This is a genomic window from Mesorhizobium sp. CA8, assembly GCF_020164955.1.
Classification (GTDB): Bacteria; Pseudomonadota; Alphaproteobacteria; order Rhizobiales; family Rhizobiaceae; genus Mesorhizobium.
In genome coordinates this window covers 355,465-369,230 of the sequence record NZ_JAIUHG010000001.1, presented here as the reverse complement: position 1 = coordinate 369,230, position 13,766 = coordinate 355,465, and the positions used below count along the sequence as shown (strand labels likewise).

Annotated in this window: 11 protein-coding genes; 6 read left to right on the top strand and 5 right to left on the bottom strand. The window is 63.8% G+C overall.

Going from position 1 to position 13,766, the window contains the following annotated elements:
• Positions 1-59: 59 nt before the first annotated feature.
• Positions 60-671, top strand: coding sequence for a pyridoxamine 5'-phosphate oxidase family protein (locus LB553_RS02105; protein WP_224510080.1), 612 nt, complete (start codon positions 60-62; stop codon positions 669-671).
• 12 nt (positions 672-683) lie between these two features.
• On the opposite strand, the gene LB553_RS02100 is transcribed toward LB553_RS02105, so the two are convergent.
• The gene (locus tag LB553_RS02100) at positions 684-1,136 is read right to left on the bottom strand and encodes a MarR family winged helix-turn-helix transcriptional regulator (RefSeq protein ID WP_224510077.1); all 453 of its coding nucleotides are present in this window, start codon (positions 1,134-1,136) and stop codon (positions 684-686) included.
• Between the two features lie 48 nt (positions 1,137-1,184).
• On the opposite strand from LB553_RS02100, the gene LB553_RS02095 reads away from it, so the two are divergent.
• Positions 1,185-2,093, top strand: a complete 909-nt coding sequence (locus tag LB553_RS02095) for an alpha/beta hydrolase (protein ID WP_224510075.1) — start codon at positions 1,185-1,187, stop codon at positions 2,091-2,093.
• A gap of 8 nt (positions 2,094-2,101) precedes the next feature.
• Here LB553_RS02095 and LB553_RS02090 read toward each other — a convergent pair whose 3' ends face one another.
• Both LB553_RS02090 and LB553_RS02085 read right to left on the bottom strand, forming a co-directional pair.
• Entirely contained in the window at positions 2,102-2,503 is a 402-nt protein-coding gene (locus tag LB553_RS02090; RefSeq protein WP_224510072.1) for a rhodanese-like domain-containing protein, read from the bottom strand.
• Between the two features lie 71 nt (positions 2,504-2,574).
• Positions 2,575-3,186, bottom strand: coding sequence for a TetR/AcrR family transcriptional regulator (locus LB553_RS02085; protein WP_224510492.1), 612 nt, complete (start codon positions 3,184-3,186; stop codon positions 2,575-2,577).
• A gap of 109 nt (positions 3,187-3,295) precedes the next feature.
• Between LB553_RS02085 and LB553_RS02080 the strand changes: the two genes are divergently transcribed.
• On the top strand, positions 3,296-4,042 hold the full coding sequence (locus LB553_RS02080) for a 3-oxoacyl-ACP reductase family protein (protein WP_224510068.1): 747 nt from the start codon (positions 3,296-3,298) through the stop codon (positions 4,040-4,042).
• A 219-nt stretch (positions 4,043-4,261) separates the two neighbouring features.
• Positions 4,262-6,142, top strand: a complete 1,881-nt coding sequence (locus LB553_RS02075; RefSeq protein ID WP_224510065.1) for a L,D-transpeptidase family protein — start codon at positions 4,262-4,264, stop codon at positions 6,140-6,142.
• Positions 6,143-6,205: 63 nt separating this feature from the next.
• On the opposite strand, the gene LB553_RS02070 is transcribed toward LB553_RS02075, so the two are convergent.
• Together LB553_RS02070 and LB553_RS02065 are read right to left on the bottom strand one after the other, a co-directional pair.
• Complete coding sequence (locus tag LB553_RS02070; protein WP_412033149.1) at positions 6,206-6,685, bottom strand: hypothetical protein; 480 nt, start codon at positions 6,683-6,685, stop codon at positions 6,206-6,208.
• Positions 6,686-6,931: 246 nt separating this feature from the next.
• Positions 6,932-7,189 carry a PepSY domain-containing protein gene (locus LB553_RS02065; protein WP_224510060.1) on the bottom strand — a complete coding sequence of 86 codons (258 nt, stop codon included), beginning with the start codon at positions 7,187-7,189 and terminating at the stop codon, positions 6,932-6,934.
• A gap of 416 nt (positions 7,190-7,605) precedes the next feature.
• On the opposite strand from LB553_RS02065, the gene LB553_RS02060 reads away from it, so the two are divergent.
• Positions 7,606-9,387: an adenylate/guanylate cyclase domain-containing protein gene (locus LB553_RS02060; protein WP_224510057.1), complete on the top strand. Its 1,782-nt coding sequence runs from the start codon at positions 7,606-7,608 to the stop codon at positions 9,385-9,387.
• 118 nt (positions 9,388-9,505) lie between these two features.
• A complete protein-coding gene (locus LB553_RS02055; protein ID WP_224510054.1) occupies positions 9,506-13,729 on the top strand; it encodes a cytochrome P450 in 4,224 nt (1,407 codons plus the stop codon).
• Positions 13,730-13,766: the final 37 nt, after the last annotated feature.

The following is a 13,766-nucleotide window of genomic DNA, read 5'->3' as shown; positions in this document are numbered from 1 at the left end:
CTGTCGTCAAGGCGTCACGGACTTGGGGTAGCGCCGGCAAAAGGTCAGGAGGCGAAAAGATGTCGCGCATCACATCCGTCGAGCAGTTCGAGGCCCTCTACGGGCTGCCGGGCGAGGCTTCGGTCGTCAAGGAACTCGACCATGTGATTCCCGAATATGCCGCCTTCATCGAGGCCTCGCCTTTCGTGGCGCTGGCGACCAGCGGGCCGGAGGGGCTCGACTGCTCGCCGCGCGGCGATCTCGCCGGCTTCGTGCGCATCGTCGATGACAAGACGCTGATGATGCCCGACAGGCGCGGCAACAACCGCGCCGATTCGCTGAAAAACATCATTCGCGATCCGCGCGTCGGGCTGTTCTTCCTGGTTCCGGGATCGGGCACCACGCTGCGCGTCAACGGCCGCGCACATATGACAACCGATGCCGAGCTTTGCGCGTCGTTCACGGTCGACGGCAGGCCAGCCCGCTCGGCCACCATCATCGATGTCGATACGGTCTATTTCCAGTGCGCCCGCGCCATTGTGCGCTCCGAGCTCTGGAACCCGGCCAGGCATGTCGACCCGAAGTCGCTGCCGACGCCCGGCCAGATCCTCGAGGTCACCAGCCGCAAGAACATCGACGGCGAGGCCTATGATAGGGAGTGGCCGGAACGGGCGAAGAAGAAGATGTGGTGATTGGAAGCCGGCTCAGGCTTCCTTGAGGACATCGGCGATCTTGCGCATCTGCTCGCCGATCATATCGCACTGTTCCGGCGTCGACTGGCTCATCGCCTTCTCGATCAGCGCCATGTGAACCTTCAGCGCCTTCATCAGCAGCGCCTCGCCCGCCTCGGTTAGGTTCAAGCGCAGCACGCGCTTGTCCTTCTCGTCGCCTTCGCGGCGCAGCAGGCCGCGGATTTCCAGCTGCGGCAACAGCATGGTGATGTTGGAGCGGCCGACCAAGAGCTTGCGGGCAAGGTCGTGCTGCGACATGCTGGGGTGGCGGTAGAGGTTCATCAGCACGTCGAGCTGCGCCGGCTTGAGGTCGAGCGGGGCGAGCTTCACCGCCAGGGTGCGCTCCAGCACATGGCAGGCGCGCGCCACCGCAACCCAGTTGCGAAAGCGAGGATTGTCCCAGGGCAGCTCTTGCTTAATGTTCATGTTTGAACTATTATGTTCATGCTTGAACGAATGGAATGGACTGCCAATATGGCATCATTTGGAATGAAGGTCATCCGGAGCGTTTTTGGCGCGGCCGAGCATGTTGCGCCGGGTCTTAGCGGCCGCGCCGCGTTCGAATTGTTTTGCCGCACACCGAGCGTCAAGGCCTTGAGCGACGGCGAACGCCGCGCCGTCGAGCGTGCCTCAGCCTTCATGGCCGAGGCGCGCCATCACAGGCTTAAGACCAGGACGGATTGCGTCGCCGTGCATGAATTCCGGCCGGAGCCGGGCAGGGAGTCGCGCGGCACGGTGCTCGTCATCCATGGCTGGCGCTCGCGCACCGAATATATGCGCGCCTTGATCGAAGGATTTCGTGGAGCCGGCTACAAGGTCGTGTCGCTCGACCTGCCCGGACATGGCCATTCGCTCGGCCGTCATCTCAACATGGTGAATGCCGTGGACGCTGCGCGGGTTGCCGGCGAATGGTTCGGCCCCTTTGCCGCTGTCGTCGGCCACTCCTTCGGCGGCGCGATTGCCGCCAACGCCGTCGCGGCGTCGATCAAGGGCATGCCGCCGCTTCCGGCGCAAAAGCTGGTGCTAATTGCCGCGCCGAGCTCCTTGCCTGCGATCTTCGACGATTTCAGCCGCATGATGAATGTCGGGCCGCTCTCGCGCGTCGCCATGGCAGACCGGGTGAAGCATCTGTCTGGGCGGCCGCTCAGCGAATTCACCGGCGATCGCCAACTGGCCGCAGCGTCGGTGCCGACGCTGGTCATCCACGCGCCGGATGATCGCGAGGTCCATGCCGACCATGCCAAGCGTTATGCGGGCGCCGGCGAACATGTCCACCTGCACTGGGCCGGCGGGCTCGGCCACCGCCGTATCCTCGCCGACAGGGATGTCGTCGCGCGCGCGGTCGGCTTCGTGACTGGGCAGCGGGAAGCCACCCTGCACTAATCGACCTATCAGTCCGCCTTCTTTTTCTGCCCCGGCTCTACGGGCAGGCCGGCCGCCTTCCAGGCGGTGTAGCCGCCGAGGATATGCTTGACCGGCGTCAGGCCCATGTCCTGCGCCGTCTTGGTGGCAAGCGCCGAGCGCCAGCCGCCGGCGCAGAAGAAGATGAAGGTCTTTCCGCTTGCGAAGAACGGCTTGTGATACGGGCTTTCGGGATCGATCCAGAATTCCAGCATGCCGCGCGTCACATGCTTGGCGCCGGGGATCTTGCCGTCGCGCTCGACCTCGCGCGGGTCGCGCAGATCAACGAAGATCGTCTCGTCATCCTCCAGCAGCCCCGCTGCCTCCTCCGGCGACACGACCTCGATCTCGGCATTCGCCTCGTCGAGAAGCTGGCGATAACCTTTCTTCACGGCAAATCCTCCCGGCCACGCTCGCTGCGACCGCCGAAATTTCGATCACAAAGCCTTGCGTTTGTCACTGGTCAGGCGTCGGCGCCGGCCATCGTCGTCCACGCCGCCATAGCGCCGGCAACGGTCGCCATAAGGGCGGCATGGGTTGCGCCGTCGCGCGCCTGGATGGACATGCCATGCTGTACAGTCGCGAAGAAGGTGGCCGCGGCTTGGCAGTCGAAGTCGGCAGGCAACTCGCCTTCAGCCACTGCCCGTCCCAGACGCCTTTCAAGCGCCGTCTGATTTTCGGCGCGGCGACGGCGCAGATCCTGGCAGATCAGCCCTTGCGTGGAATCCTGATGCAAGGCTCCGAGCGCGATGAGGCAACCCTGCGGCCGGTCGGTCTGTGCGTAGGCCCGGGCGGTCTGGGTCAAGAAGCCTTCGATCGCGAGCCGCGCGGTCGGAGCTTCTTCCAGCGTCGACCAGATGTCGGTGCCTTCGCTGCGCGTGTAGAGGTCCGTCGCCTCAAGAAAGAGCGCTTCCTTGCTGCCGAAAGCGGCATAGAGGCTGGGCGAATTGATGCCCATGGCCGCGGTCAGGTCGCTGAGCGACGCGCCCTCATAGCCCTTCGCCCAGAAAACCTCCATCGCCCGGCGCAATGCAGACGCTCGATCAAAGCTTCGCGGGCGGCCCCTTTCCGGCATGGTGTCCTTCTGTTGGGTTTTCTGTGTTGATCGATACATAATCCACTTGACGGCATCCGGCAAGCTTGGCAGGTATTTATGTATCGATCGTTACATAAAGGAGAGTCCGATGTCTTCCAACCAGTTGCGCGGCAAGGCCGCATTCGTCACCGGCGGCAGCCGCGGTATCGGCGCGGCAATCGCGAAAAGACTGGCGCGTGACGGCGCGAACGTTGCCTTGACCTATGTGAATGGCGAGGCGCAGGCGCGCATCGTGGTCAATGAAATCGAGGCGGCCGGTGGGCGCGCCATCGCCATCAAGGCCGATGGCCGCGACGCCCAGGCGATCGAGAGCGCCGTCGATGAGGCGATGGATGCGTTTGGGCGACTTGACATCCTGGTCAACAGTGCCGGCATCTGGCGCGCCGCGCCGATCGACACCTTGTCGCTCGCCGATTTCGACGAGAGCATAGGGGTCAATCTCAGAGCGCCTTTCATCGCCTCCAAGGCCGCCGCGCGGCATATGGCGGATGGCGGCAGGATCATCTCGATCGGCAGCAATCTGGCCGAGCGCGTGACCTATCCTGGGCTCAGCGCCTATTCGACCAGCAAGGCGGCGCTGATCGGACTGACGAAGGCCCTGGCGCGCGATCTCGGTCCGCGCGGCATCACCGCCAACATTGTTCATCCGGGGTCCACCGACACCGACATGAATCCCGCCAACGGGCCACATGCGGAGCACCAGCGTCGGAAGATGGCGACGCCGCGCTTCGGCGAGGCCGAGGAGATCGCGGGAATGGTGGCCTGGTTGGCAGGCCCTGAAGGACGCTTCGTCACGGGGGCATCGTTGACCATAGATGGCGGCGCCAACGCCTGATTGTTTTCGACACCTTTGCGAGCGCGTGGGGCCCGGCGCAATCGCCGCTTTGGGTCTCACGGTGATGTGAAACCGTTCTGCAACACGGCTCCGAAAATTTATGGAAGCTTAACCAAATCAGTATGAATCGGTATGGTCACGTCATACATCCGCCTTGCGGAGGGCGGGACCGTCCAGCGGCGTGGAACGGGAACCGGTTTCAACCGGTGCGGGTGAAGCATGAAAATCCTCGGGAACAAAAAAGCCATCCTGCCGATCGCGATGGCGGCGACGCTGGCCCTTGGGCAGCAGTCGGCAAGCGCGCAAGGGCTGTTCGACATGCTGTTCGGCGGCGGCATCCGGCACAACCCGCAAGGCGAGTTTCCGCCGCCGCCGAAACCGCGCAAGGTGCGGCCGGCCGGAGAGGATGGTGGCGGCGTCAGGATCAGCAGCCCGACCTACAACACCTACAGGGCCGACAAGCTTGTGCGGGTCGATTTCAAATCGCTGCTGCCGGCGCCGCAGCCGACGACTGCGCAAGACGCCGCCTTTGTCCCGTCGGTGACGAGCAACAGCTTCCGTGATGCCGTCGCAGGCTTGAGCGATTACGAATTATTCGCCGAGCCGGATATCGCCAAGGCCCTGATCGCCTATTATTCGGCCAATCCGGATTTCATCTGGGTGAGCGACAATGCCCCCAACAGCCGGGCGCAGGATGCGGTGCGCGTCCTGGGCGAGGCGGCGAGTTACGGCCTGACGCCGGCCGACTACTCCGTCGATATCCCAGCAGCCGCCAGTTCCGCCGCCACACCGGAAGAACGGACCAAGGAACTGGTCCGCTTCGAGATGGCGCTTTCGGCGCGCGTGCTGCGCTATGCGCATGATGCCCAGAGCGGCCGCGTCGACCCTAACCGGATGACCGGCTACTACGATTTCCCGGCCAAGCCCTTCGATCTGGAAGGCGCGTTGAAGACGCTGGCGCATACTCAGGAGGTCCGCACCTATCTTGAATCGCGGCATCCGCAGAATGCCGAGTACCAGGCGCTGCGCGTCGAGCTGGAGGCGCTCGAGGCCAGCGAGGAAAACGAGATCGTCGTCGATCCCAAATTGCTGCTCAAGCCGGGCGAGAGCAGCCCGGAACTGCCCAAGTTGCTGACGCTGATCGCCCGCAATCTTGATGATGAGATGGGCGGCAACTACGGCGAAGTGCTCTCCAGGCTGGGCAAGAGCGAGGTCTACGAACCCGAGCTGGTGCCGGTGATCAAGGCCGTGCAGCAGCGCGCTGGCATGAAGGGCGACGGCGTCATCGGCCCGCGCACCGTGGCTTCGCTGGCTGGCGCGTCGAAGGCTGACAAGATCGAGAAGGTCAAGGTGGCGCTCGAGGAACTGCGCTGGATGCCGTCGGATCTCGGCAGCCCGCGCGTCTTCATCAACCAGCCGGCCTTCACCGCCAGCTATATCGACAATGGCGAGGAGAAGCTGAAGACCCGCGCGGTCATCGGTCGGGTCACCAACCAGACCGCGTTCTTCTACAACCAGATCAAGCAGGTCGACTTCCATCCTTACTGGGGCGTGCCGCAGTCGATTATCGTTAACGAGATGCTGCCAAGGCTGCGCGGCGATCCGGGCTATCTCGACCGTGCCGGCTATGAGGTGACGGATTCGCGCGGCAAGCGCATCCCGTCGGCGGCGGTCGATTGGGGTGCCTATGGCGCCAACATTCCGTTCAGCGTGCGGCAGCAGCCGAGCGAGGCCAATGCCTTGGGTGAATTGAAGATTCTCTTCCCCAACAAGCATGCCATCTACATGCACGACACGCCGCAGAAGTCGTTCTTCGCGCGCGACATGCGCGCGCTCAGCCATGGCTGTGTGCGGCTGCAGGATCCGCGCGGCATGGCCGCCGCCGTGCTGGGCACCACGATCGACGACATCGCCGAGAAACTGAAGCATGGCCATTCGACCGAGAATGTCACGCGCGTCATTCCGGTCTATGTCGCCTATTTCACCGCTTGGCCGGACATGTCCGGCAAGGTCGAGTATTTCGACGACGTCTACGGCCGCGATTCCAAGCTGATGCAGGCGTTGGACGCGACTGAAGCGGTGCGCACGCCGTCAAGCTGAGCGCTTTTTACTCTCAAGCAATTACGGACGAAGGCTACGGCGAAGCCGCCGAGCCTGACCGCTTCACACTTTTCCTGGAATTGCTTTGATCAACGGCCGGCGGAAGCCGGCGTCGCGCCCGGCGATCAACCAGTAGAGCAGGCCGGCCACCAGGCCGGCGCCGGCGATGATGCCGATGTCGGCCCAGCGCGCCGGATCATCGGCGGCGCCGGGCCAGATCAGCATGAAACCGGCAGCCGCGGCGGCGGCGCCGAAGAACATGTGCAGCCAAGAGCTTCGCAGCGAGAAGAACTCGGCCATCTTTGCAAAGACCAGCGTCTGCATCGCCGTCAGGATGATCGTCAGGAAATAGACGAACATGCCAAGCGGCGGCACCACCAGCACGGCGACCGGCGTGAATTCCATAAGCCCGAAACAAGCTGGCGCGTTGGGCAGCGAGCTCAATAGCGCGTAGATCACCACTACGGCGATCAACCCGACAAGCACGGCGACCAGATAGCCGACAAGCACCATCAGGATGCGCTTCAGGACGTAGCTGATCATCGCCATGCACCCGTGCCCGCAATCATGGCGGAAGTCAGCCACCGAAGAAGGGGCAGCCTGTCACGCCGGAGCGCGGCACCGGAGCGTTCAGGCGCTGGATCAGGATGACGTTTTGTTGCATCGCCATCCTGATCGAAAACCGATTCCCACTTGTCGGGATCACGCTCTAACCCACAGATGCCGGGGATCGGGCAGGGGTCCATTTGCCCTAGCAGGCCTGGCTGAACGGCCGCGGGCGGGCGTGGCCTATCTGGGTTCGCCGCTGACAGGATCGTAGGTGATTTGGACCTTGGCCTTGTCCGTCGTGTAGTAGGTGATGGTGTAGCCGTCGCTGTCCCATTCCACCTCCTTCACATAGCGGAAGTCGCTGCGGTGCTCGACCTTGGCGACGATCTCCGAGAGTTTCTTGGCATTTTGCGGCGGCAGTGGCCGGTCGTCCGCCGCAAAGGCCGATCCGCCGGCAAGGCAGACCGCGATACCGGTTGCCAAAACAACAGTGCGCATGAGAGCCCTCAAATCTCGGTTGGCAGGTGCGGTCAGAAACCCGCACCTGGGCAGGTTGGTTCCGCTAGGTAAGAATTACGCTTCCCGAGGCGTTTGTCTCGATACGGCCAATCCATATCCACCGGTAATCAATTCAGCGCCTCGGGGCGAGAAAGATCGTTTGATTTCAAAAGGTAGAGGCGTGATCCGGATGTGTCGCCCGATGTAACAAATGACTAACCATGCGCCGTATGGGGAGTTCGTCATATTAGCTCTTCGTAGTAGAGCTTTCGGCAAGACCCTGATAGAATTCTGATCACAACAGGGTGGCAACAGCGCGCCGGACCTGCCGGTGAATATCCATCGGCAGACGGCGACGCGTTTCTTTTGAGCGCAGGTCGCCTGTTCTGGACTGGAAGCGGGACTGGGGGCGGATCATGGCTGAACGGAATTATACCCGTCAGCTTGCGACAATCATTTCGATCGACGCCGTAGGATTCTCTCGGCTGATGGGCATCGACGACGAGCTCGCCGTCGCCGCCTTCGAGGAGAGGCGCGACATCATTGCCGACAGTTGCGGCGCCTTCGGCGGGCGCACGTTCGGCGATGCCGGCGACAGCATCATGGCCGAATTCGGCAACCCGATCGAAGCCTTGCGGGCGGCCTTCGATTTCCAGGACCGGATCGTGGCGCTGAATGCCGCGGTCGACGAGCACATGCGCATGCCGTTTCGGGCCGGGATCAACACCGGCGACGTCATCGCCCGGGAAGGCCGTCTCTACGGTGACGACGTGAATATCGCAGCCCGGCTGCAGGAATTCGCACCGCATGACGGCGTCGCCATCTCGGCGACGACGTGGCATCACGTGAAGGACAAGACGTCGGCCGTCTTCACCGACCTCGGCGAATTCAGCCTCAAGAACATCGCCCTGCCGGTGCGGGTCCTGATCGCCGGCCGCGGGGGCAACGGCCCCGCGGCGACGGCTTCCTTCGCTTCCATCCCTGCCACGCCCGGCCATTTCAGGCCGATCGCCAAAGGCCCCCCTGCGATCGCGGTGCTGCCGTTCCAGGGCAATGGAAGCGAACCCGATGTCGGCTATATGGCCGACGGCATCGCCGAGGACATCATATACGGCCTTTCCAACACGCGCTGGCTTTCGGTAATCGCCAAGGGGTCCAGCTTCCAGTTTCGCGACGACAGCCTGGGCACAAGGCTCATCGGCAATGCGCTCGGCGCCCGCTACATCGTCAGCGGCACGCTGGCGCGCTCCGACAGGCAGATCCGCCTCAATACGTCGCTCACCGACACCTCGAACGGACGCCTTGTCTGGTCGCAGCGCTTCGACCGCGATCTCGTCGACATCTTCAGCCTGCGTGACCAGATCGGCAGTGAGATCGTTTCCATCCTCGACAAGGAGGTCGACCGCGCCGAGCAGGCGCGCACGTTCCAGGTGCCGTGGGAAAGCCTCGAAACCTGGCAACTGGTCAGGCGCGGCCGCTGGCACATGAACAGGCGGACACGTCGCGATACCGAAATCGCGCTCGACTTCTTCGACAAGGCCTATCAGGAAGATCCGAATTCAAGCGCCGTGCTCAACGAGCTCGCATGGTGGTATTTCTGGCGGGCATGGCTGCGTTTCGGCGACAGCGACGATTTGGAGAAAGTCGAGACGCTTGCGCGCAAGGCGCTTCTGATGGACAGCCTCGATGCGCGTCCGCATGCCTATCTCGGCGCAGCCGACATCATGCGCGGCCTGCCGGCATTGGCGGCCGAGCATCTTGCCGAAGCGATCCACATCAATCCGAGCTTTGCCTTCGCCCGCTCGGCCATGGGCAGCGCGCACCTTTTGCTTGGCGATGCGACCAGCGCGATCCCCTTCTTCCTCGACACTGACCGATTGAGCCCGTTCGACCTTTATCGCTTCCACAATCTGGGGGAACTGGCCGCGGCCTATTGCTTCGTCGAGGACTGGCCGGCTGCGATCGCCACCGCCGAGCGCTCGCTCAACCTGTCGCCAGGCTACTTCTACGCCAGGTTCCTGAAGATAGGCGCGCTGATGAGAAGCGGCCGGCGCGACGAGGCGGCGCGCGAGCTTGCGATTTTCATGACTAGGCATCCCGATTTTTCCGAGCAGAGGATACGCTGGATACCGTTCGTCGACCCGGCCAAGAACAATTTCCTGATCGGCAATTTCGATCTGGCCAAGTCTGCCGCATAATCGCTTAGGCCGACAACAAATGACTGTGAACGGGTTCACATACGCCGGACCGATGCAAACCTAGGCCAGAACAATGCCGGCATCGCATTGACGTGGATAGCCGGGGGGCTTGAACGCGATGATCACTTTAAAATACTTCGCCGCCGTCCGCGCCGCTCAGAAGAGCCAGCGTCCAGTCGTCGAGATGCCGCCTTTCGACATCAACCGCCTGCGTTCCAAGAGCGGCATTGCTTCCCGCATCGCCGGCTTTCTTCTTAGCGATCCGCGCTGGCTGCTGTCGCTGCTGCGCCGTTTCTGGCCCAATCTCGGCTTCGGCAATTTCCTGCTCGTCACCAAGGGCGCGGATGTGCGCGACATATTGGAGCGGGGCGATGAGTTCGAGACGCCCTATGGGCCGGAAATGGTCGAACTCGCCCGGGGCTCGAATTTCATTCTCGGCATGCAGGACGGCGCCGCATACCGGCAGATGAAATCGGCGGTGCTGAGCGCTTTCCCGCCAGCGGAAGTCGAAGCCATCGTCCGGCCGATCGCCGAGCGCCATTCGCGCGATATCATGACTCGCGCCAGCCCCGGTTTCGATGCCATCGCCGGGTTGATGAAGATCGTGCCGGTGCGCATCTGCCGCGATTATTTCGGCCTCGAGATCGACGACGAAACCGAATTCGCCGACTGGTCGATCGCGCTCAGCGCATTGTTCTTCTCCGACCCGACAGCAAACCCCAGCACGCGCCAGCTTGCTGTGGTCGGCGGCGATCGCCTGATCAAGGTCACAGACCGCTCGATCGCAGCGATCAGGGAAAGACCGGGCAAGGACGACCGGCCGCTGGCCCGCCTCGTCGCGCTGATGGATCAGGGGCGCCTGTCGCTGCCCGACATCCATTCCATCATGCTCGGCATGGTCGCCGGCTTTGTGCCGACCAACGTGCTTGCCGGCAGCAACTGCCTGGATGTGATCCTGTCGCGCAGCGATGCGCGGCAAGCCATCGATCAGGCCATCGCTGCCGGCGATACCGGCAAGCTCGACCGGGCCGTCCTGGAGGCCATGCGCTTCAAGCCGATCTGGATCGGGCCATGGCGCTACACGAGGCGTGACGCGGTCATCGGCAAAGGCACGCGCCGCGAGCGCCTGGTGAAGGCCGGAACGGTGGTGATGCCGGCGACGCTTTCAGCCATGTTCGATCCGGACATTGTGCAGCGGCCGAACGAATTCGATACGTCGCGCCCGCATCGCGACTACATGGTGTTCGGCTACGGCATCCATCTGTGCATCGGCGCCGAGATCGCCCGCATCCAGATCGGCGAATGCGTCCGCGCCCTGTTCAGCAAACCGAAGCTCGCCCGCGCGCGGGGCAGGGCCGGCAAGATGGTCAGTGTCGGCGCCTATCCGGCAAGCCTCAAGGTCGATTTCGAGCGCTCGCCGCTTTGCCGCACCGCCGATCAATCGATGGTGACGGTTGTCTGCCCGATCACTCGACTGCTGCCGCTCGATGCGGTGCGCGACAAGGTTGCGGATCTCGGCAATCCGGCGATCGGCGAACTCAGCGCCGCGCTGGACAAGGTCGGCACCATTCATTTCACCAGCCTGGCCGTCGCTCCCACCGGCAAGGACGAGAAAACCGGGACAGAGACCGGCGCGCTGGTGTTCGAAATCTCCGGCGACGGCAGCACCGATGACGTCATTGCCGCCATTGCGCAATCGATCGGGCATCGGCTGCGCCCGATCTTCAGGGATGTCTGCGGCCTGCCGGACGGCGGCTCGCTGGAGGACTTCCTGAAGAAGAACCATATCGAGATATCGCCCTCCTTCGGTAGCGCCGCCGGGCTGGTTTTCTCCGGCACGCCGGGACATTCCGTGCGGCGGATCCTGGCCGAGGCCAAGCTCGCCGACAGCGTGCGCGAGATCGTCGAGAAGCCGCGCGTAGGCCCCGGCAATGCGATGGACGTGCTGGCCGAGGCGCGCCGGCATGTGCGCTGCCTCGGGCAATTCAGCTGGGCGTTCGAGCCCGCAGAAAGCCTGCTGGAAAGGCCGCCGGGCCACTGGTCGCGCGCGCTGACAACGACGCTTTTGACACCGGCGATGTTCGCCACCGTCGCGCTCGTCGTTCTCGCTTTTTGGCGCATGACCTATGTGCTCGTGTTCGGCAATCCGCATGGCGTCACCTTCGCCAATGTCGCGATCGCCGGCGCTGCGCTTCTGCTTTCGGTGCTCGGCCTGCTGGCCATCCTCGTCCTTTTCGTCGGCCTTTGCTTCCTGGCGCTGCGGCGGCTCGAGGACAAGGACCGGCCGGCGAACACGCCTGTCGATGTGAGCGCGCTCGAAAATATCCTCGCCAAGGAGGACCACGCCGCGCAGAACAATTTGACGGCGATTTCGACGATGAAGCCGGGGATCTTGCGGCGGCTGGCGCTGCGGCTCTCCTTCTATCTCATCTCGATATCGGCGCAGAAAGTGTTCCGTCCGGGCTTCCTCGCCACCATCAACACCATTCATTTCGCCCGCTGGGTGCTGCTGCCCGGCACCGACAGGCTGGTGTTCTTCTCCAACTACGGGGGCAGCTGGGAAAGCTATCTCGAGGATTTCATCGCCAAGGCCGCGGCCGGCCTGACCGGTGTGTGGAGCAACACCGAAGGTTATCCGCGCACGCGCTGGCTGTTCCTCGACGGTGCGCGTGACGGCGATCGTTTCAAGCGCTGGGCGCGGCGCCAGCAGGTGCCGACGCTGTTCTGGTACAGCGCCTATCCGCATCTCAACACCACGCGCATCCGCATCAACTCCAGGATCAGGCGCGGTATAGCCTCGGCCACCGGCAACGAGGCGCGCGACTGGCTGAGTCTGTTCGGTTCGCTTCCACGCCCGCAAGCGCGGCCGGCGGACGCGACCAACCTGGCCGGACCCGCGTCCGCGCCGCTCGAAGAACTGGAATCCGGGGAAATCCAGTCGATCTTCTTCGGGCCGTTCGGCGCGCTCGGCCATGCGCATATGCTTGCGATCGAGGTGCCTGACGGTTTGTCGGCGGCGAAGCGCAAGGCGTGGCTCGACTTCGTGACCGAAAAAACCAGCTTCGGCGACGGCGTGCCGGCCGGCCGCGCCATGACGGTGGCGTTCGGCCCCAACGGCCTGCGCCGGTTGGGGCTCGAGGGCGGCGTCGACGATGAGCCGCTGGACACGTTCCCCGTGGCTTTTCGCCAAGGCATGGGAACGCCCGAGCGCAGCCGCATCCTCAACGATATCGGCCCCGACGCTCCCGACAAATGGCAGTGGGGCTCGCCCAAAAATCCTGTCGACCTGGTCATCGTCTGCTACGCCGAGACGCCGGCCACGTTGAAGGCCGAGATCGCGGGCATGAAGCGACGGACGACGGGCGCTGGCATGTCCGTGACCGCCGAGCTGCCGCTGATGGTTCGGCGCGACGGCAAGCGGGCGGTCGAGCATTTCGGTTTCGTCGACGGCGTCTCGCAGCCGATCGTTCGCGGCACGGCGCGCGCCGCCAAGGGAGCCGCGCCCATGCATCTCGTCGCGCCTGGCGAGTTCCTGTTCGGCTATCGCGACGAGCATGGCTTCTATCCTGCTTCGCCGTCGGTGGAGGCGGCGCTGGACCGCACCGGGATCCTGTCGCAGGTGCGGCGCAACCGTCAGATCCCGGGCCAGCCGCCTCCGCCCCGCGATTTCGGCCGCAACGGCACCTTCCTCGTCGTGCGCCAGTTCGAGCAGCATGTCGAGTTGTTCGACGAATATTGCCGGCAGGCCGCCGTTCAGGCCGCTGGCGAGACCGGCGATGCGACCATCACGCCGCGCTGGGTGGCGGCAAAAATGCTTGGCCGCTGGCAGGATGGCAGCTCGCTGGTGCGCAATCCGAACGGCCGTCCGGGCCGCGGCGTCGACAATGATTTCGCGCTCGGCGCCGAGGACCCGCAAGGGCACGCTTGTCCGCTCGGCTCCCACATACGCCGTTCCAACCCACGCGATTCGCTCGGCGAGGACCGCGAGACGCAGATCAGGATCGGCAAGCGCCACCGCATCCTGCGCGTCGGCCGTACCTATGAGAAAAAGGGCAGAGGCGGAAAGACCGAGAAGGGACTGCTCTTCATGTGCCTCAACGCCGACATCGAACGCCAATACGAATTCATCCAGCAGACATGGGTCTCATCGAACTCGTTCCAGGGCCTGGTGGGCGAAACGGATCCAACGATCGGCGCGCGCGGCGGCGGCCGCTTCTCGATCCCGTCCTGGGAAAAGGTCACTGTGCTCAAGGATGTGCCGCAGTTCGTCACCACCAAAGGGGGCGGCTATTTCTTCATGCCGAGCCGCTCTGCGCTGCGCTATCTGATCTCGCGGCTGTGATCGAAAGGCTGAGGCTGTTCGTCTTTCCGTCGGGACG

Coding starts and splice junctions, on each gene's coding strand:
- LB553_RS02105 (WP_224510080.1), top strand. CDS start 60: ATGTCGCGCATCACATCCGTCGAGCAGTTCGAGGCCCTCTACGGGCTG.
- LB553_RS02100 (WP_224510077.1), bottom strand. CDS start 1,136: ATGAACATTAAGCAAGAGCTGCCCTGGGACAATCCTCGCTTTCGCAAC.
- LB553_RS02095 (WP_224510075.1), top strand. CDS start 1,185: ATGGCATCATTTGGAATGAAGGTCATCCGGAGCGTTTTTGGCGCGGCC.
- LB553_RS02085 (WP_224510492.1), bottom strand. CDS start 3,186: ATGCCGGAAAGGGGCCGCCCGCGAAGCTTTGATCGAGCGTCTGCATTG.
- LB553_RS02080 (WP_224510068.1), top strand. CDS start 3,296: ATGTCTTCCAACCAGTTGCGCGGCAAGGCCGCATTCGTCACCGGCGGC.
- LB553_RS02075 (WP_224510065.1), top strand. CDS start 4,262: ATGAAAATCCTCGGGAACAAAAAAGCCATCCTGCCGATCGCGATGGCG.
- LB553_RS02070 (WP_412033149.1), bottom strand. CDS start 6,685: ATGATCAGCTACGTCCTGAAGCGCATCCTGATGGTGCTTGTCGGCTAT.
- LB553_RS02065 (WP_224510060.1), bottom strand. CDS start 7,189: ATGCGCACTGTTGTTTTGGCAACCGGTATCGCGGTCTGCCTTGCCGGC.
- LB553_RS02060 (WP_224510057.1), top strand. CDS start 7,606: ATGGCTGAACGGAATTATACCCGTCAGCTTGCGACAATCATTTCGATC.
- LB553_RS02055 (WP_224510054.1), top strand. CDS start 9,506: ATGATCACTTTAAAATACTTCGCCGCCGTCCGCGCCGCTCAGAAGAGC.